This is a genomic window from Nocardiopsis sp. CNR-923, assembly GCF_001942255.1.
GTDB lineage: Bacteria > Actinomycetota > Actinomycetes > Streptosporangiales > Streptosporangiaceae > Nocardiopsis.
In genome coordinates, this window is record NZ_MKKC01000109.1 from 141005 (window position 1) to 158588 (window position 17584).

Annotated in this window: 12 protein-coding genes and 2 pseudogenes; 9 read left to right on the forward strand and 5 right to left on the reverse strand. The window is 72.9% G+C overall.

From position 1 onward, the window contains the following. The 3 genes and pseudogenes from BJF83_RS19875 (at position 1) to BJF83_RS19885 (ending at position 4342) form a co-directional block, all read left to right on the forward strand. Entirely contained in the window at positions 1–1536 is a 1536-nt protein-coding gene (locus BJF83_RS19875) for an NADH-quinone oxidoreductase subunit M (protein ID WP_075927495.1), read from the forward strand. After that, positions 1533–3195: pseudogene (nuoN, locus tag BJF83_RS19880) on the forward strand (NADH-quinone oxidoreductase subunit NuoN). The gene BJF83_RS19875 and the pseudogene nuoN overlap by 4 nt, the downstream one beginning before the upstream one ends. A 142-nt stretch (positions 3196–3337) precedes the next feature. Beyond that, complete coding sequence (locus BJF83_RS19885) at positions 3338–4342, forward strand: polyprenyl synthetase family protein (RefSeq protein ID WP_075927496.1); 1005 nt, start codon at positions 3338–3340, stop codon at positions 4340–4342. 215 nt (positions 4343–4557) lie between these two features. On the opposite strand, the gene BJF83_RS19890 is transcribed toward BJF83_RS19885, so the two are convergent. The 3 genes from BJF83_RS19890 to rarD form a co-directional block, all read right to left on the reverse strand. After that, complete coding sequence (locus tag BJF83_RS19890; RefSeq protein ID WP_075927497.1) at positions 4558–5931, reverse strand: hypothetical protein; 1374 nt, start codon at positions 5929–5931, stop codon at positions 4558–4560. A 197-nt stretch (positions 5932–6128) separates the two neighbouring features. Next, positions 6129–6953, reverse strand: coding sequence for a hypothetical protein (locus BJF83_RS19895; protein ID WP_075927498.1), 825 nt, complete (start codon positions 6951–6953; stop codon positions 6129–6131). Between the two features lie 117 nt (positions 6954–7070). Continuing rightward, entirely contained in the window at positions 7071–7985 is a 915-nt protein-coding gene (rarD, locus tag BJF83_RS19900; RefSeq protein ID WP_075927543.1) for an EamA family transporter RarD, read from the reverse strand. Positions 7986–8081: 96 nt separating this feature from the next. Between rarD and msrA the strand changes: the two genes are divergently transcribed. The 3 genes and pseudogenes from msrA (at position 8082) to BJF83_RS19920 (ending at position 12246) form a co-directional block, all read left to right on the forward strand. Further along, positions 8082–8771, forward strand: coding sequence for a peptide-methionine (S)-S-oxide reductase MsrA (gene msrA, locus BJF83_RS19905; RefSeq protein WP_075927499.1), 690 nt, complete (start codon positions 8082–8084; stop codon positions 8769–8771). 550 nt (positions 8772–9321) lie between these two features. Further along, positions 9322–9750, forward strand: coding sequence for a helix-turn-helix domain-containing protein (locus tag BJF83_RS19910; protein WP_075927500.1), 429 nt, complete (start codon positions 9322–9324; stop codon positions 9748–9750). 406 nt (positions 9751–10156) lie between these two features. Further along, positions 10157–12246 (forward strand): annotated as a pseudogene (locus BJF83_RS19920) (copper-translocating P-type ATPase). A 449-nt stretch (positions 12247–12695) separates the two neighbouring features. On the opposite strand, the gene BJF83_RS19930 reads toward BJF83_RS19920, so the two are convergent. After that, positions 12696–14027: an FAD-dependent oxidoreductase gene (locus BJF83_RS19930; protein ID WP_075927501.1), complete on the reverse strand. Its 1332-nt coding sequence runs from the start codon at positions 14025–14027 to the stop codon at positions 12696–12698. Positions 14028–14137: 110 nt separating this feature from the next. On the opposite strand from BJF83_RS19930, the gene BJF83_RS19935 reads away from it, so the two are divergent. After that, positions 14138–15043 carry a metalloregulator ArsR/SmtB family transcription factor gene (locus tag BJF83_RS19935; RefSeq protein ID WP_075927502.1) on the forward strand — a complete coding sequence of 302 codons (906 nt, stop codon included), beginning with the start codon at positions 14138–14140 and terminating at the stop codon, positions 15041–15043. 10 nt (positions 15044–15053) lie between these two features. Here the strand turns inward: BJF83_RS19935 and BJF83_RS19940 are convergent, their stop codons facing one another. Beyond that, positions 15054–15467, reverse strand: a complete 414-nt coding sequence (locus BJF83_RS19940) for an arsenate reductase ArsC (protein ID WP_075927503.1) — start codon at positions 15465–15467, stop codon at positions 15054–15056. Positions 15468–15993: 526 nt separating this feature from the next. Between BJF83_RS19940 and BJF83_RS19945 the strand changes: the two genes are divergently transcribed. After that, positions 15994–16629 carry a hypothetical protein gene (locus BJF83_RS19945; RefSeq protein ID WP_075927504.1) on the forward strand — a complete coding sequence of 212 codons (636 nt, stop codon included), beginning with the start codon at positions 15994–15996 and terminating at the stop codon, positions 16627–16629. 241 nt (positions 16630–16870) lie between these two features. Continuing rightward, positions 16871–17497: a sigma factor-like helix-turn-helix DNA-binding protein gene (locus tag BJF83_RS19950; protein WP_262391689.1), complete on the forward strand. Its 627-nt coding sequence runs from the start codon at positions 16871–16873 to the stop codon at positions 17495–17497. Positions 17498–17584: the final 87 nt, after the last annotated feature.

Below are 17584 nucleotides of genomic sequence, written 5' to 3' on the forward strand. Positions count from 1 at the left end.
ATGATCCCCTGGCTCACCATCGCGATCGCGCTCCCCGCGGTCGGCGCGGCCGTCCTCTGGGCGACCCCGCGCGGCTCGGCCGAGTCCGCGAAGCGGATCGCCCTGGGCTTCTCCCTGGGCACGCTGATCGTCGTCGCGGCGATGGCGCTGCGCTTCGACGTCTCGGCCGCGGGGCGGCTCCAGTTCGAGGAGGTCCACCCCTGGATCCCCTACTTCGGGGTCCACTACGCGGTCGGCGTCGACGGCGTCGCGCTGGCGCTCATCCTGATGTCGGCCGTGCTCGTGCCCCTGGTCGTCCTGGCCGCGTGGAACGAGCACGACGACCGAGAGGACGGCGGGCGCGGTTACCTCGCGCTCGTCCTCGTGCTGGAGGCGATGATGGTCGGCGTCTTCGCCGCCACCGACGTCTTCCTCTTCTACGTGTTCTTCGAGGCGATGCTCATCCCGGTCTACTTCATGATCGGGCGGTACGGGCGTGGCGGCGAGCGCTCGCGCGCGGCCGTGAAGTTCCTGCTGTACAGTCTCGCCGGCGGCCTCGTCATGCTGGTCGCGGTGATCGGCGTGTACGTGTACGGCGGCACCTTCCTGTGGGCCGACCTGGTCGCGGACGGCGGCCCGCTGCGGGCGGTCTCGCCCGACGTCGCGCGCTGGCTGTTCCTCGGCTTCTTCATCGCTTTCGCGATCAAGGCGCCGATGTGGCCCGTGCACACCTGGCTGCCGTCGGCGGCCGGGGCGTCGCGGCCCGGAACGGCGGTCCTGCTGGTCGGCGTGCTGGACAAGGTCGGCACCTACGGGATGCTCCGGTACTGCATGGAGCTGTTCCCCGGGGCGATCTCGTGGTTCGTGTGGCCGGTGGTCGGGCTGAGCCTGGTGAGCATCGTCTACGGGGCGATCCTCGCCGTCGGTCAGACCGACATGATGCGCCTGGTCGCCTACACGTCCGTGTCGCACTTCGGCTTCATCACCCTGGGCATCTTCGCCCTGACCCAGGCGGGGCAGGCGGGCGCGACCCTCTACATGGTCAACCACGGGTTCGCGACGGGGGCGCTCTTCCTCATCGTGGGCTTCCTCATCGCCCGGCGCGGATCGGCGCTCATCGCCGACTACGGCGGCGTGCAGAAGATCGCCCCGAAGCTCGCCGGAACCTTCCTGGTCGTGGGCCTGGCCGGGCTCGCGCTGCCCGGGCTCGCCCCGTTCGTCAGCGAGTTCCTGGTGTTCGTCGGAGTGTACGAGTTCAACGCGGTCCCGGCGGTCCTGGCCACGGCCGGCGTCGTCCTGGCCGCCCTCTACATCCTGTGGATGTACCAGCGGACCATGACCGGCCCGGTCCCGGAGCGGCTGTCGGGGCTGCGCGACCTGTCCGGCCGTGAGGCCTGGGCGGTCAGCCCGCTGGTCGCCCTGATCATCGCGTTCGGCGTCTACCCGCAACCGCTGCTGGACGTGATCAACCCCGCCGTCGAACGCACCGTGGCCGAGGAGACCTCCGAGACGGGCACGGTCGCCGACGGCGGCGCACAGGAAGGAGACGAGGAGTGATCCCCCTCATCCCCGCCGAGGCGGTGGAGCCCACGCTCCCCGGACTCACCGAGCGGCACCCGAGCTGGACTGGTGGCTGTTCGCGCCGCTGCTCACCGTGTTCGCGGCGGGCGTGCTCGCCACGCTCTTCGAGGCGTTCGTGCCCAACGAGCGGCGACGGGGAATCCAGCTCGGCCTGGCCGTCGTCGCCCTGCTCACCACGTTCGTCCTGCTGCTGGTCCAGATGGGCACCGTGCCCGAGGGCGGCGCGCTGCTGGCCGCCGGAGTGCTGGCCGTGGACCGCACGGTCCTGTTCTTCCAGGGGACGATCACGGTGCTGGCGCTGGTCAGCCTCATGCTCGTCGCCGAGCGCCGCCACGGCCGCGACGCCTTCGCGGCACAGGCGGCCACCGTGCCCGGCAGCGAGGAGGAGCGCGCCCACATCATGGCGGGCTCCCAGCACACCGAGGTCTACCCGCTCGTGCTGTTCGCGGTGCTGGGGATGCTCCTGTTCCCGGCGTCCAACGACTTCCTCACCATGTTCATCGCCCTGGAGGTGATGAGCCTGCCGCTGTACCTGATGTGCGGGCTGGCCCGCCGTCGCCGCCTCTTCTCGCAGGAGGCCGCGGTCAAGTACTTCCTCCTGGGCGCGTTCGCGTCGGCGTTCTTCCTGTTCGGCATCGCGATGGTCTACGGGTACGCGGGCTCGGTGAACTTCGCCGACGTGCGCGTCGCCGTGGCGAACGGGGGCGCGCCGATCTTCGAGGGCGGCGACGGGCGACCGCTGCTGCTCATGGGGATCGGCCTGGTCGCGGTCGGCCTGCTGTTCAAGGTCGGCGCGGTGCCCTTCCACAACTGGAAGCCGGACGTCTACCAGGGCGCCCCGACGCCGATCACCGCTCTGATGGCCTCGTGCACGCTGGTCGCGGCGTTCGGCGCGCTGCTGCGTGTGTTCTTCGTCCCGTTCGGGGAGTCGGCCGAGCTGTGGGAGCCGATGCTGTGGACGGTGGCGATTCTCACGATGGTCGCCGCCGCCGTCATCGCGGTGACGCAGCGCGACATCAAGCGGTTGCTGGCCTACTCGTCGGTGGTGCACGCCGGGTTCGTGCTCACCGCCGTCGTCGCCAACAGCGTCGAGGGTCTGGCGGGCGCATGTTCTACCTGGCGGCCTACGGGTTCACGACGCTGGGCGCGTTCGCCGTGGTGACGTTGGTGCGCACCCGCGACGGCGGCCAGGAGCTCGGCGACCTCGACCGCTGGGCCGGACTGGGCCGACGCTCCCCGGCGCTGGCCGCAGCGCTGGGCCTGTTCCTGCTCGCCTTCGCGGGGATCCCGCTGACGAGCGGGTTCATCGGCAAGTTCGCCGTGTTCGAGGCGGCCCTGGCTGCGGGCGCCGCGCCGCTCGTCGTCGTGGGCGTCCTCAGCAGCGCCGTCACCGCGTTCTTCTACGTCCGGATCATCGTCGTGATGTTCTTCCGGGACCCGGAGGGCGAGGGGCCCACGGTCGCCCCCGCGGGCGTGTTCACCGGAGGCGTCATCGTCCTGGGTGTGGCCGCCACGTTGCTGCTGGGCGTCCTCCCGGGGCCGCTGCTGGAGAACCTCCTGCCCGCCTCGGAGCCGGGTTCGCAGCCCTCATCGGTGACGGCATACCAGGTCACGGCGGATATCGGAGGCGAGTGACCGCGTACCCGGGTGTGGCTTTGGCTGTTCAATCCGGGTCGGATACCGTGGCAAGTCGGATCATGTTCATGTGATGAGCGCGCGGGCGGTCCTCCTCGTCCGAGGACCGCCCGCGCGCCCTCTCGACAGGTGGAGCTTTACGGTGAGCGGTGCTGTCCCGAGCGGGTTTCTCACTCTGCCGAGAGTCGACCCGACACTCGCCCGAGAGGTCCAGGCCGGTCTTGAGGAGGTCGAGAGCCTGCTCAGGTCGACCGTGGAGTCCAGCAACCCCATGCTGACCGAGGCCGCCTCCCACCTGATCTCCGCCGGGGGCAAGCGGTTCCGTGCCACCCTCGTGCTCCTCGCCGCGAACTTCGGCGACCCGACCGTGCCCGACCTCATCCCGGCCGCGGCCGTGGTGGAGCTGACCCACATGGCGACGCTGTACCACGACGACGTCATGGACGAGGCCGACCTGCGCCGCGGCGAGCCCAGCGCCAACCAGCGCTGGGGCAACAACATCGCCATCCTCACCGGCGACTACGTGTTCGCCAAGGCCTCCGAGCTGCTCGCCGACCTCGGCTCCGAGGCGGTCCGGTTGCAGGCCGCCACGTTCGGCCGGCTCGTCCAGGGCCAGATCCTGGAAACCTCCGGCCCGCCGGAGGGCACCGACCCGCTCGACCACTACCTCCAGGTGATCAGCGACAAGACCGCGTCGCTCATCGCGTCCTCCGCCGAGTTCGGCGGCATGTTCGGCAAGGTCGACCCGGAGACCGTGGGCACCCTGACCCGCGCCAGCGACGCGCTGGGGATGGCCTTCCAGATCTCCGACGACCTGCTCGACGTGGTCAGCGACACGGCGGACTCCGGCAAGACGCCCGGCACGGACCTGCGGGAGGGTGTGCTCACCCTGCCGATGTTCTACGCGCTGCGGTCGACGGCCCCGGAGGACGAGCGGTTGCGGTCTCTGCTGGGCCGACCGCTCGGCGACGAGGAGGCCGAGGAGGCGTTGGCGCTGCTGCGTCGGCACCCGGCGATGGCCGAGGCCGAGGCGACCCTCCAAGGCTGGGCCGACCTGGCGCGCAAGGAGCTGGCCACGCTTCCCCAGGGCCCGGCGCGCGGCGCGTTCGAGGCCCTGTGCGACTACGTGGTGCGGCGCTCCGGCTGATCCGGGGCGGCGCCGTGTCCGCCCGTCGACCCGGGGCGGCGCCAGTCGGGCGCGTCGCCGCCGTGTTCGGGAGACGTTCACGCGAAACGCTCGGCCGGGGACTCCCCCGGCCGAGCGTTTCGCGTGTGCGGTTCACGGGCCGATCAGGCCGTCCCGGCGCCGCGACGCTCCCTCCGAGTCCGTCATGGCGGGGCCGTCGCCGCGTCCGGGGTGCGTCAGCTCACGGCGGGCAGGGCCTCGTGGCCGGGCAGGTCGGTGAAGGTCGGGTGATGGACCATACCGTCGTCGGACGCGGGGGCCTGCGCGGGGCCGCCGCCCTCGATCGAGACCAGGTCGCTGGTGTCCAGCTCCCCCAGCGCGGACGGACCCTGCCCGAGTGTGGTGAACAGGTCGTCGACGGTCTGGGTGTCGGCGCCCTCGGCCACACGGGGCAGCCCGCCCTCGGCCAGGTCCGGGAGTTCGGCGATCTCGGTCACCTGCGGCATCTGCGGCAACGGCGCGATCTCGGTCACCTTGGGCATCTGGGGGAGCAGGCCGCCCCCGTCGCCGAGCCCGTCGGAGCCGGGGGAGCTCTGGGCGACGGTCACGGCCAGCGGGTCCTCCATGTTGCGCTGGCCGACCATCCCGAGGATCTCGCCCTCACCGAGGTCGACGTAGTTGTCGTCGGTGACCGGGTTGGACTCCACGAGGTCCTGGGCCTGCTTGGGGGTCTCCAGACCGAACACGTAGGCCATGTCCCACACGTTCGGGAGGGCGGGGGCGGCCGAGCGCTGGTGCACGGTTCCGGACGGGCCGCCCAGCTGCTCGCCCAGGTCCACGACGTCGCTGAGGGCGAGCGTGTTCTCGCCGGTCAGGTTGGTCAGGTCGGTGAGCCGGGGCAGGTCGGAGCCGTCGGTCAGGCTGGAGTCCACGTCCAGCGGCAGGCTCCCGCCGCCGGCCAGGTCGGCCGGTCGGGGCAGCTGGGAGGGATCGGCCATGCGGGTCAGGTCGGTGGCCGAGGGGACGTCCAGTTCGTCTTTGAGCTCGTGCGCGGCGTGGACGGTGTGCGGCAGGAGCGTGCCCGCCGACCGCTCGACCCGGCCGCCCGCGTCGCGCGCGGTGCCCTCGACCATGCCCCCGGTGTCCTCCAGGGAGTCCCCGGCGTCCTGGGCGGTGTCGGCCACGGAGTCACCGGCCGCGTGGCCGACGGTGTGGTGCGGGTCTCCGTCCAGTCCGGTGGCGTCCTGCACCCCGGCGACGGCGTGGCGCGCGGCGGGCAGAGGGCTGTCGAACTCCCCCACGGGGGTGACCAGGCGGCCGGACTCGGGCAGCGGCGCGGACAGGTCGGGGGCGGGCTTGGCCGGGTCGTGCGCGGCCCGCTGGAGTTCGGACAGCGCCGCGTCGGCGATCGGGACGGCGCCGTCGGGGGCCAGACCCCGCATGGTCGGGGCGACGCCCTCGACGAGGGCCCGCTCGACGACGGGGGCGACCTGGCGGGCGGAGGACTCCAGCACGTCGGCCCCGGAGATGCCCGCGCCCAGGGCGACGAACCCGGCCGTCCCGGCGGCGAGGACGAGAGTCCGGGCTGAGGTCCGCTTGACCTGCGTCATGATTAACCTTCCAAAGCTGCGTTGCGTGGATACGGGGCGGCCCGTCGCGCGACGGGGGCGCGGGGCCGGAGCCGGAGGAGCTGAGGACCACCGGCTGACATGAATCACGTGAGTGAGCGCACGGGACTCAGGTCAGCTCCCAGAACGCGTGCGGGCACGAGGGGCCCGGGCTGGGAACGGTCCGAGGAGGACCGCTCCTAGTCGGGTGAGACCGTGGGGTCGTCGGCGGGGTCGACCGGCACGGCGTGCAGCCGGGTGTCGGTCGGCCGGACCGGTGCGGAGGCCGGGGCCGCCACGGCGGTGGAGGTGAGGTATCCGGCGACGCCGGGCGCGGGGGAGGAGCCCCCGGCGGTGGCCGTCGAGCCGGTGGCCAGGTGGCCGCCGAGGCGGTCGGTGTCGCGCTGGGCCGCGGGGGCCTCCTCGTCGGCGCGACGGGGCGCCGCGGGGGCCGCGTCCTCGGCGGAGTGGAGTCGCGGAACGGACCCGGTGGCGGCGACGGGCGCGGCGTCGGATGCCGGGGCGGGGGCCGGCCGGTCGGCGGGTTCCTCGGCCGGGACCGGTTCGGACTCCGCGCGCGGGGCGCGCGCCGCGCCCTCGTCGGCCGGGTCCGCCAGGGCGGGAAGGAGGTCGGCCGAGGGCGCGTCGTGACGTTCGGGGCGGATCTCCTCCACGACACGGCGCGCTCCGGCGCTGACCTCGCTGACGGCCTGGGCCGGTTCGGGCAGGTCGACGCCGCGCCCGGAGGCGCGTTCGGCACGCTCCTCCAGCCCCTGGTGGACGGTGCCGAGGGTGGAGGCGACCGGGTGGGTCACCCGGACGACCTCGGTGAGCGGCGCGGCGTCCGTCAGCGGGCGGGCGTTGTGGAGACCGAGCCCGTCGGCGTGCGCCGGGACGGCGCCGAACAGCCACAGCGTGGTGAGGAAGGCGCCGACGAGCAGCGGCAGCCCCAGCAGGGAGGGAGCCAGCGCGCACGCCGCCGAGGCGACGCGGGCTGCGCGTCCGGCTCGGCTGGTGGCGGGCATGGGTGGTCCCTCCGCGACGTGTGCTGTGGTCGGGGTGGGTCGACCCCCACCCGCGACCCGACGTTAGCACATAATCACTGAGGGTAGTTTCGGTTTTCCGGAACCGGGGAAGCGAGATCAGTCGGCCGGTGCCGCGGCTCTGAGCCGGCGTTCCCGGGAGGTGGAGACGCGGATCTGGTCGAACACGAACACCAGCACCGCCAGCCATACGAACCCGAATCCGAACCACCGGCTCGCCGGCATCTCCTCGCCCTGGACCAGCCAGCCGATGACGAAGATGATCGACGGCGCGATGTACTGGAGCATGCCGATGACGTTCAGCGGCACCCGTCTGGCGGCCACGCCGAACAGCAGCAGCGGCAGTGCGGTGACGAACCCGCCGCCGACCAGCAGGGCCGTGTGTCCGGGGGAGACGGAGAACATCGTGCCGTCTCCGGTCAGCTCCAGGTAGGCGACGTAGCCGAGCGCGGGCGGGAACATGATGAGGGTCTCGACGGTGAGGCTCTGCATGCCGTCGAGGTCCACGTACTTCTTGACCGCGCCGTAGGCCGCGAACGATCCCGCCATGAGCAGGGAGAGCCACGGGGCGGAACCGTAGGCGACGGTCATGACCGCGACGGCCGCGATGCCCAGGCCGACCGCGACCCACTGCGTGGGGCGCAGGCGTTCGGAGAAGACGACCACGCCGAGGCAGACCGCCATCATCGGATTGATGAAGTAGGCGAGCGACGCCTGGAGGGTCTCCTCGATGGAGACCGCGTAGATGAACCCCCACCAGTTGAGCCCGATCAGGACGGCCCCCGCCGCGACGGGGAGGAACCGGCGCGGACTGCGCAGGACCGGGAGCAGCCAGGCCCAGCCGCGCCGGGCGACCAGGAGGAAGACGCACATCGCGAGGAGGGACCACACCATGCGGTGCGCGAGGACCTCGCTGGGTTCGGAGGCGGAGAGGAGGGGCCAGTAGAGGGCCGCGAAGCCCCAGAAGAGGAAGGCGCTCGCGCCGATGGCGACGCCGCGGTTGGAATCGGGCACGAGCATCATGGTAGGACGAATCCACCTCGGTGTCTTCGGAGTATCGGACGTCTGCGGACCCGTGCGCGTCCGCCCCGCCGTGGCTAGTCTGGACGCATGTTCGGTTCGAAGACGACCATGGTCGACCCGGCGCGCGCCCTGCCCGGCCGGGACACCCCGATGCCGGTGCCCGCGCGGCACACCGTCCTGGACACGCCGCTCAGCCCGCCCTACCCCGAGGGCCACGAGATCGCCGACGTGGCCATGGGCTGCTTCTGGGGCGCCGAGCGGACGTTCTGGCGACTGGGCGCGGAGGGCGGGATCCTCACCACCGCCGTCGGCTACGCGGGCGGGTACACGCCCCATCCCACCTACGAGGAGGTGTGCTCGGGCCGGACCGGCCACACCGAGGTGGTGCGGGTGGTCTTCGACCCCGCCCGCATCTCCTACGCCGAGGTCCTCAAGGTGTTCTGGGAGGGCCACGACCCCACCCAGGGGATGCGCCAGGGCAACGACGTGGGCACGCAGTACCGGTCGGCGATCCTCTACCACGACGATGCCCAGCGGGCCGTGGCCGAGGCCACGCGGGACGCCTTCCAGCCGGTCCTGACCCGGGCGGGCCACGGGCCGATCACCACCGAGATCGCGCCGCTGCGGGCGTTCTACTTCGCAGAGGACTACCACCAGCAGTACCTGTCCGACGCCAAGAACCCGAACGGCTACTGCGGGATCGGCGGAACCGGCGCCAGCTGCCCGATCGGCGTCGCGACCCCGGATGACACGGCATCGGGTCGCCCGGCTGAGTAGTACGGCGGAGCACGTGCGTGTATGCCCGCGCATGCTGGAATGATGGCTGAGTGATGGCCCAGCCGTCATTCAGTGGTGGTTGGGGCGACCCGCCGACGTTGGGCGAGCCGTAGGCGCCCTCCGCCCGCCGCTCGCAGCGCGCGGCTCAGAGCGGACGGCGTTCCCTGGTCATGCACGGGTTCGTCACCCGCCCGTGTGCAAGCCGACTCGTCACGGGATCGGAGCAGCACCGGCAGCCGTGTCGACGGCAACGTTTCCGAGGCAGCGGTTCTGGCCCGGATCGAGGGCTCCAAGCACTGAGCTCCTGACCCGTAGTGGTCCTGCCGTCCCATGAATAAGCCCAGGTCGACGGTGCTGTGTCGACCACGCCATGGCCACCCTTCGCCACGCCGCACGAAACCCACAGAATCTCGCGGGTAGGGCAGGTCGGAGCTTCGTGCGGCCGTCCCCCGCATGTTCATCGGTCCGTCGGAAGGTTGTCCACCGCCCCTCTCCGCTGTCCCTGTTCCAGGACAACTCACAGTTGTCCTCGTTCGAGGACATGCTTTCAATGTCCTCGAACGAGGACGGAGAAGACGCGATGCCGGAAGAGTTCACCCTGACGGGGTGGTCGAAGCTCGGTGGTCTGGTCCGCGACACCCGGCTCTCCCAGGGTCTCAGCCAGGCGGCCCTGGCAGCCCGGGCTGGCGTTGCCCGCTCCTGGCTGGCCCGCGTCGAAGCAGGCCACCGCGGCGCCGAACTGGAGCCCCTCCTTCGGCTGTTCGCCGCCCTGGACCTCACCCTGACCCTGCGATCGAACAGCGACGCGTCACAGGCACGACCGAGCCCCGATCGGCGCCGTGCCGTGTCCGTGCAGAAGCCGAGAACTCACCAAGACCCGCCGGACGAAGTCGGCGCTGGTCTGCGCGCGGCCTCACAGGCGCGTCGGGCCTCCTGGGGTCTTCCGGACGCCGGCAGCAGGGACAACCGCGATCACTGATATCCGATGGCTTCGCCCATGATCTCCTAAGGCCACTGCCATGGGGTCTCGTTCTGCCGTGGGGCGACCGGGCGACCTGGTTCACCGACCCCTTCGGCAACGAGTGCTTCCTCGTCCAGAGGGTCGAGGCCCAGGGCGCGTGCCGTGGACGGCTGCCCCGCCCGACAGGCGCGGTCGGGGCCCGGGTCGGCTGTGACGGCATCGCCGCGGTTGCCCGACCCGCCCGTTCCTTCCCGGCCCGTACCCGCGTCGTGAACGCGGCGATCCCGGCGACGGCGGAATCCGGCTGCTCGTCCGGCGCGCAGCGGTGGTGCGCGCACCCGGGTGGTTCGCCTCGTGGGTCGTCTTCCGCGCGTCGGAGGAGCGGTGCTTGTCAAATACCCCCGTGGGGTATAGCTTCAGCGGTATGAACCCGACATCCCCTCATCACGACCCGAGCGCCCACGGCGATCACACGGGCAGTGGCCAGCACACGGACCGTACCGGCCACGGCGACCACGGCGACCACGTCGGCCGGTTCCGCCGCCTGTTCTGGATCATGTCGGTCCTCGCGGTGCCCACGGTCGGGTTCAGCGGCATGTTCGCGGGCCTGATCGGCTACACCCTTCCGGACGTACCCGGTCTGACGTGGGTCTCCCCGCTCCTGGGCACCGTGATGTACCTGTGGGGCGGCTGGCCGTTCCTCTCCGGGGCCGTCGACGAGCTCAAAGAACGCCGTCCCGGCATGATGCTGCTGATCGCCCTGGCCATCACCGTGGCCTTCCTCGCCTCGTGGGGCTCCCAACTGGGACTGGTCGCCCACCATCTGGACTTCTGGTGGGAGCTCGCCCTGCTGGTGGTCATCATGCTGCTCGGCCACTGGATCGAGATGCGCTCCCTGGCCCGGACGTCGTCGGCCCTGGAGTCGCTGGCCGCGCTGCTGCCCGACGAGGCGGAGCGCGTCGACGGGGACACGGTGGCCACCGTCGCCCCCGCCGACCTGGCCGTGGGGGACCTGGTCATCGTCCGGCCCGGCGGTCGCGTTCCCGCGGACGGCGAGGTCGCCGAGGGCACAGCGGACATGGACGAGTCGATGATCACCGGAGAGTCGCGACCCGTCACCCGCGGTCCGGGCGAACGGGTGGTGGCCGGGACGGTCTCCACCGACAGCGCGCTGCGGGTGCGGATCACGGCGGTCGGCGACGACACCGCCCTGGCGGGCATCCAGCGGCTGGTCAGCGACGCGCAGAGTTCGTCCTCACGCGCCCAGCGCCTGGCCGACCGCGCCGCCGCCTGGCTGTTCTGGTTCGCCCTGGCCGCCGGCGTGGTCACCCTGACCGTGTGGTCGCTGCTCGGCGTGCCCGGCTACGCCCTGGAACGGACCATCACCGTGCTGGTCATCGCCTGCCCCCACGCCCTGGGGCTGGCGATCCCCCTGGTGGTCTCGATCGCCACCGAACGCGCCGCCCGCGGCGGCGTCCTGGTCAAGGACCGCATGGCCCTGGAGAGCATGCGCACCGCCGACACCGTCCTGTTCGACAAGACCGGGACCCTGACCAAGGGCGAACCGGTGGTGGTCCGCGTGACCTCGGTCGGCGGACGGGGCGAGGACGAGGTGCTGGCCCTGGCCGCCTCGGCGGAGGCGGACAGCGAACACCCGCTCGCCCGGGCCGTCGTGGCCGCGGCACGGGACCGCGGCCTCGACGTTCCCGAGGCCGCCGATTTCCGGGCGTCCACCGCGGTCGGCGTCACGGCCACGGTCGCGGGCGCGCGGATCAGCGTCGGAGGGCCCGGGATGCTGAGCTCCCACGACGCCGACGAACTGCCCGCCACCGAGCCCTGGAAGGCCGAGGGCGCGATCGTCCTGCACGTGCTCTCCGGCGGCACGGTCATCGGCGCGATCGCGCTGGCCGACGAGGTGCGTGAGGAGTCGCGCCAGGCCGTCCGCGCCCTGCACGTCCTGGGTTTGGAGGTCGTCATGGTCACGGGTGACGCCGAGGCGGTGGCCCGGTCCGTCGCCGACGAACTCGCCATCGACCGGGTCTTCGCCCAGGTGCGCCCCGAGGACAAGGGAACCCGCGTCGCCGACCTCCAGGGGCGGGGCCGCAGCGTGGTCATGGTCGGGGACGGTGTCAACGACGCCCCGGCGCTGGCCCGCGCGACGTGGGCCTGGCGATCGGCGCGGGCACCGACGTGGCCATCGCCTCGGCCGGGGTGATCCTGGCCAGTGACGATCCACGGTCGGTGCTGTCGGTGATCGAACTGTCCCGGGCCGGCTACCGGAAGATGCGGCAGAACCTGTGGTGGGCGGCGGGCTACAACCTCATCTCGGTGCCGCTGGCGGCCGGGGTGCTGGCGCCCGTGGGATTCGTGATGCCCATGGCGGTGGGCGCGGTGCTGATGTCGCTGTCCACCGTGGTCGTGGCCCTCAACGCCCAACTCCTGCGCCGCCTGGACCTGCGCCCCGAGGCGAGCACGGCCGCGGTGCTCGACCGCCAAGACTTGGCCGTCCGCTGACTTGGAGGAGACGGCGCGCCGGGCACGGTCCGAGGGAAGGGCCCGTGCGGGCGGTGGGACCCGGCGCCGGGCTCCTCCGCCGTCGGAGGAGGGGAGGCCGGAATGACCGGTGAAGGTCCCAACGAGCGGCGGAGTGTGCTCGCGCGGATTCCCGCCCGGGTCTGGGTGGGACTCGTCATCCTGATCGGCGTCGTCGTCTTCGTGGTCCAGAACCGGCAGTCGACGGAGATCCAGGTACTGCTCGTCACGGTCGTGGCGCCCTTGTGGGTCACGCTCACGGGCGCGTCGTGGCCGGACTGCTCGTCGGACTGCTCCTGGTGCCGTCGATCCGCAGGCGGCGGCACCGGTGAGGCCGGTGCCGCCCGCGGCGGCGAGGCCCGCCTGACCGGAGCCGACGATCGTGAGGGGCACGTGCTCCACGGGCCTGTTCCTTCGTGGGGGAGGGGGCGTCAGCGCGTGGGCCCGGTGACGTCGAACTCCACCTCCTGCGGCCCGGGGCCGCCGCAGCAGCCGCCCTCGTCCGCCGCCTCGGGCGCGTCGAACAGCCCCGACCCGCCGCACACGCCGGTCTCGGGCAGCGTCAGCTCCACCCGGTCGGCCGCCGCGTGGTCGCCCGCGATCCGCGCGGCGATGCTCCGGACCTGTTCGTAGCCGGTCAGGGCGAGGAACGTCGGCGCGCGGCCGTAGGACTTCATCCCCGCGAGGTGGAAACCGGTCTCCGGGTGGGACAGCTCGCGCACCCCGTGCGGGTAGACGGTTCCGCAGGAGTGGACGTTGGGGTCGATCAGCGGCGCCAGCTCCACGGGGGCCTGGAGCACGGGGTCCAGCGACAGCCGGATCTCGGAGAGGAAGGACAGGTCCGGTCGGAATCCGGTCAGGGCCACGACCTCGTCCACCGGCTCCAGCTCACGGCCGTCGTCGGCGACAAGGACGAGGCGGCCGTCCCGTGCGCGGACCTCGGCGCTGCGGAAGCCGGTCACCACGCGGACGTGTCCGGAGTCGACGGCCTTGCGCGCCTGGACGCCGAGGGCTCCCCGCGCCGGGAGCTGGTCCGCCTCGCCCCCGCCGAAGGCGTCGCCGACCCCTCCGCGCCGCAGCACCCACACGACCCGGGTGTCCGGGACCTCCTCCGCGAGCGCGGCCAGGGCCAGGAGCGCGGTCAGCGCCGAGTGGCCGCGCCCCACGACGGCGGTGGTGCGGCCGGCGTACCGGGCCCGGGCGGCCGGGTCGGCGGGGTCGGGGACGCGGTGCGCGATCCGCTCGGCGAGCGCCTCCTCGCCCAGGGCGGGCAGGCCGTCACCGCCCAGCGGGTTGGGGGTGCCCCAGGTTCCGGAGGCGTCGACGACGGCGCGGGCCGACAGCCGTTCCTCGCCCTTGACCGTGCGCACGCGCACCGTGAACGGCTGGTCCTCGCGGTCGGCGTCGACCACGCGGTCGCGGCCCCGGCGGGTGACGCCGACGACCTCGGTGTTCAGGCGCACGCGCTCGCCGAGGGCGGCGGCGAGCGGGGTCAGGTAGGCGTCGACCCAGGCGCGGCCGGTCGGGTGGGCGTCGTCATCGGGGCGGCTCCAGCCGGTGGTGGCGAGCAGCCGCTCGGCGGCGGGGGCGACGAGGTCGCGCCAGGGCGAGAACAGTCGGACGTGGCCCCATTCCGCGACCGCCGCTCCCGGGGAGTCCCCCCGCTCCAGGACCACGGCCGGCAGCCCTCGTTCGACCAGTTCCGCCGCTGCGGCCAGACCCACCGGGCCGGCGCCGATCACGACGACGGGGAGTTCCTTCATGAGACGCGTCCTTTCATCGACTGGCGTCTATGGAGAGGACTCTATAGACTGAAATCGATGAAAGCAACATCGATGGCTATCGATATAGATCATCGTTGATAATGGATGCCATGACCGCCACGACACCCGCGCGGCCGACCGCCGCACCCCTGCGTACCGAGGACGCCGAGACCTACGCCTCCTGGTTCGCCTGCCTGGCGGAGCCCGCGCGTGTGCGCCTCCTGCACGCGATCGCCACCGCGCCGGGCTCGGTGGGAGTGGGCACGCTCGCCGAGGCGGTCGGCCTCCGCCAGCCCACCGTCTCCCACCACCTGCGCAAGCTGGCCGACGTCGGCTTCGTGACCCTGACCAAGGTCGGCACGTCCACGCACGTGGCGGTCAACCCGGCCTGCTGCACGGGTCTTCCGCACGCCGCCGACGCCGTCATGGGCCTGCTGTCCACCCGCCCCTGCTGCCCCGCCGACCTCCCCGACGACGTGACCGTCCGCGCCATGCGCGAGGGAGACCTCGACGACGTGCTGCGGATCTACGCCGAGGGGATCGCCACGGGTCACGCCACCTTCGAGACCGAGGCGCCCGACGCGCGTGACCTGGACGCCCGGTGGCTGCCCGGACACCGCTGGGTCGCCGAGATCGACGGCCGGGTGGTCGGCTGGGCGGCGGCCTCCCGGGTCTCCGCCCGCGAGGTGTACGCGGGGGTCGCCGAGACCTCCGTGTACGTGGCCGAGGACGCGCGCGGGCGCGGGGTCGGCAGGGCGCTCATCCACCGCCAGGTCACCGCGGCGGACGCCGGGGGGCTGTGGACGCTGCAGACCTCGATCTTTCCGGAGAACAAGGCGAGCCTGTCCCTGCACCACCTGGCGGGCTTTCGCACTCTCGGCGTGCGCGAGCGGATCGGCCGGCACCACGGGGTGTGGCGTGACACCGTCATGCTGGAGCGGCGCGGGCCCGACCAGGAGCCGGAGGCGGCGCGGTCGGCGGAGTGCGACCCCGGCTCCGGCGGCGCGCAGGCCTGAAGCCGCCCGCTCAGCGCACCGGTTCGACGCCCAGATCCGCCAGGAGGCCCTCCACGAGCCCGCGGATCTCGTCACGGGTGGGGCGCACGGCGGCCACCCCCTGACCCGCGGGGTCCGGCAGCGACCAGTCCAGGTAGCGCTTGCCGGGGAAGTACGGGCAGGCGTCGCCGCAGCCCATGGTGACGCACACGTCGGAGACCTCCACGGCCTCGATGGTCAGGACCATGGGCCTCTGGTCGGAGATGTCGATCCCCACCTCCCGCATGGCCTCGACCACCGCCGGGTTGACGGTGTCGGCCGGGGCCGAACCCGCCGACCGCACCTGCACGCGGTCGCCCGCGAGGTGGCGCAGCCATGCGGCGGCCATCTGGGAGCGGCCCGCGTTGTGCACGCAGACGAACAGGACGGAAGGCGCGTCGGCCATGGGGATCTCCCACCGGTCGGAGTGTCGTGTCAGTTGGGACTGATGTGACGTTATCAGTGCGTGCTGACATCAGCTGTCGCTGATCTTATTGGGGTCCTCGGCGAGCTCGCGGCGGCGGCCAGCACCACCGGCGCGGCCGACCGGAAGAGCCCCTGCGCGTGACCCGCACGTCCCGCGCCCCGCGTCCGTCCGCGCGCCCGCCGCCGGGCGCGGGCGGTCGCTTCCCGGTGACAGGACTGTCACGTTCAGGTAAGGCGGAGGTGGCCACGCGCCGGGCGTACCCCACGCCTCCGATCGCGCACGGCGCGAACACGTTCGGGCCCACCGCCGCGGAGGTCCGCACCGCCGGCGCGCAGTCACGTTCGGCCTTGAAGTGGGCAAACCACTGGTCGGAGGCTTGGGTATCGGGCGCGGACCGCATGGTCCCCGGCGGATCCGGGCCCCTGGCGTCTTCGTGGCCAGGCCGCGCCGAAGGGGGGCAACCCGGTCCGGGGACGCCCGGAGGGGGTGAGACGATGGGGCGGAGATGTCCGAGAACCAGCCGTGCCGTCCGCTGCGCGCCGGGGTGTTCACCCTGGTGTGCGCGAGCCTGTCCGCGCACGGCCACGCCCTGACCTCCGGACACGACGTCCCCGTCGCCGGTCTCCTGCTCGGCGCGGCGGTGGTCATGGCCGCGGCCTGGGTCGCCGCCAAACGCCGCCACGGTCCGCTGGTCCTGGCCGGATGGATGCTCTGGGGCCAGTTCGCCCTGCACCTCGCGTTCAGCTACACCCAGATGCGGGGCGGCGGACACGGCGCGCACACCGCCGCCGCCCAGAACACCGCCCTCGCCACCGACACGGCCGCCTACTCCGCCAGCGTCGCGGACGCGGCGGCCAACGCCTCGCTGTCGACCTGGCAGATGCTCGCCATGCACGTCGTGGCCGCCCTGCTCAGCGCGTGGTGGCTGCACCGCGGCGAGAACGCCCTCTTCGCCTTCCTGCGCTTCATGGCGCTCACCCTCCTCCCGCTCCTGCTCGTGCTCGGGCGGGTGCGGGTCCTCCCCGAGCCCGCCCTCGGCCGGGGACCCTGGGCGGACGAGGAACGCTCCCAGCCCCTCCTGCCCTACCTTCGGCACACCCGGATCCTGCGCGGCCCGCCCCTGGCGCCCCGCACCGCCTGAGCAACCGGAGTCCCACCGCGCACGGCCCCGACCGCGCTGCCCCGGCGCCGCGTCCGTCCGCCGTGCGTCGCGACCCGCGGGTCCCGGTCGCTCCCGACGCCCAGGCCGTGCACCGCCACCCCGGTGGTCCTCCACCGGGCGCCACGCACCCCGACATCCCCCGCGCCCGCGGTCGAGCCCGCGGACGGCCCCGCGCCGTCCGCCGGTCCGTCGACCGCGCGCGGTGACCGAAGGAGCACACGTGCCCGCGCTCATCGAGACACGACCCCCCGCCCCCCTGAACAGACCCGTCCCACCGCGGACCGCACCGCGCCCGGAGCCGTCCCCGGACGAGCGCCCGGACCGGGAGGAACTGACCCTCCTGGCTCTGCGGGCCAAGGAGGGCGGCGTGGAGGAGATGAACTCCCTGTTCTCCCAGACCCGGGACCACGTCGCGCGGTTCATCGCGCGCCGCGTGGACCCCTCCTGGGTCGACGACCTCACCCAGGAGACCTTCTCCCGCGCGATGCACGGCCTGGCGCGCTACGAGGGCCGGGCCCCGGTCCGCTCCTGGCTGCTGTCCGTCGCCCGGCACACCGTCGCCGACCGCTACCGGTCCCACGGCCGCGCCCCGCGCCACGAGCCGGTGGGCGACTGGTCACGGGTCGCTCCCGGAGCGTGCCCCGGACGCTTCGACGAGTACCTGGCCCTCCTGGACCTGCTGAAGGCGCTGCCCGAGGACCGGCGCACGGCGTTCGTCCTCACGCAGATCGAGGAGATGCCCTACGCCGAGGCGGCGCGGGTGATCGGCGTGCCCATCGGCACGGTCCGGTCCCGGGTGGCGCGCGGTCGCCGCGACCTGCTGCGCCTGTTCCACGAGGCCGCCTGACCCCGACGCCCCGGGCCGTGCCGGGCGACGGATCGACCGAGCCGATGGAGGGCGGGTACCACGTCATGGTCGACGACCTGGCCGAGC

Bases quoted from the DNA above. Each gene is read 5' to 3' on its own strand.
- BJF83_RS19930 (WP_075927501.1), bottom strand. From the start codon at position 14,027: ATGAAGGAACTCCCCGTCGTCGTGATCGGCGCCGGCCCGGTGGGTCTG.
- BJF83_RS19945 (WP_075927504.1), top strand. From the start codon at position 15,994: ATGTCCGAGAACCAGCCGTGCCGTCCGCTGCGCGCCGGGGTGTTCACC.
- BJF83_RS19940 (WP_075927503.1), bottom strand. From the start codon at position 15,467: ATGGCCGACGCGCCTTCCGTCCTGTTCGTCTGCGTGCACAACGCGGGC.
- BJF83_RS19890 (WP_075927497.1), bottom strand. From the start codon at position 5,931: ATGACGCAGGTCAAGCGGACCTCAGCCCGGACTCTCGTCCTCGCCGCC.
- BJF83_RS19935 (WP_075927502.1), top strand. From the start codon at position 14,138: ATGACCGCCACGACACCCGCGCGGCCGACCGCCGCACCCCTGCGTACC.
- BJF83_RS19895 (WP_075927498.1), bottom strand. From the start codon at position 6,953: ATGCCCGCCACCAGCCGAGCCGGACGCGCAGCCCGCGTCGCCTCGGCG.
- BJF83_RS19910 (WP_075927500.1), top strand. From the start codon at position 9,322: ATGTCCTCGAACGAGGACGGAGAAGACGCGATGCCGGAAGAGTTCACC.
- msrA (WP_075927499.1), top strand. From the start codon at position 8,082: ATGTTCGGTTCGAAGACGACCATGGTCGACCCGGCGCGCGCCCTGCCC.
- BJF83_RS19875 (WP_075927495.1), top strand. From the start codon at position 1: ATGATCCCCTGGCTCACCATCGCGATCGCGCTCCCCGCGGTCGGCGCG.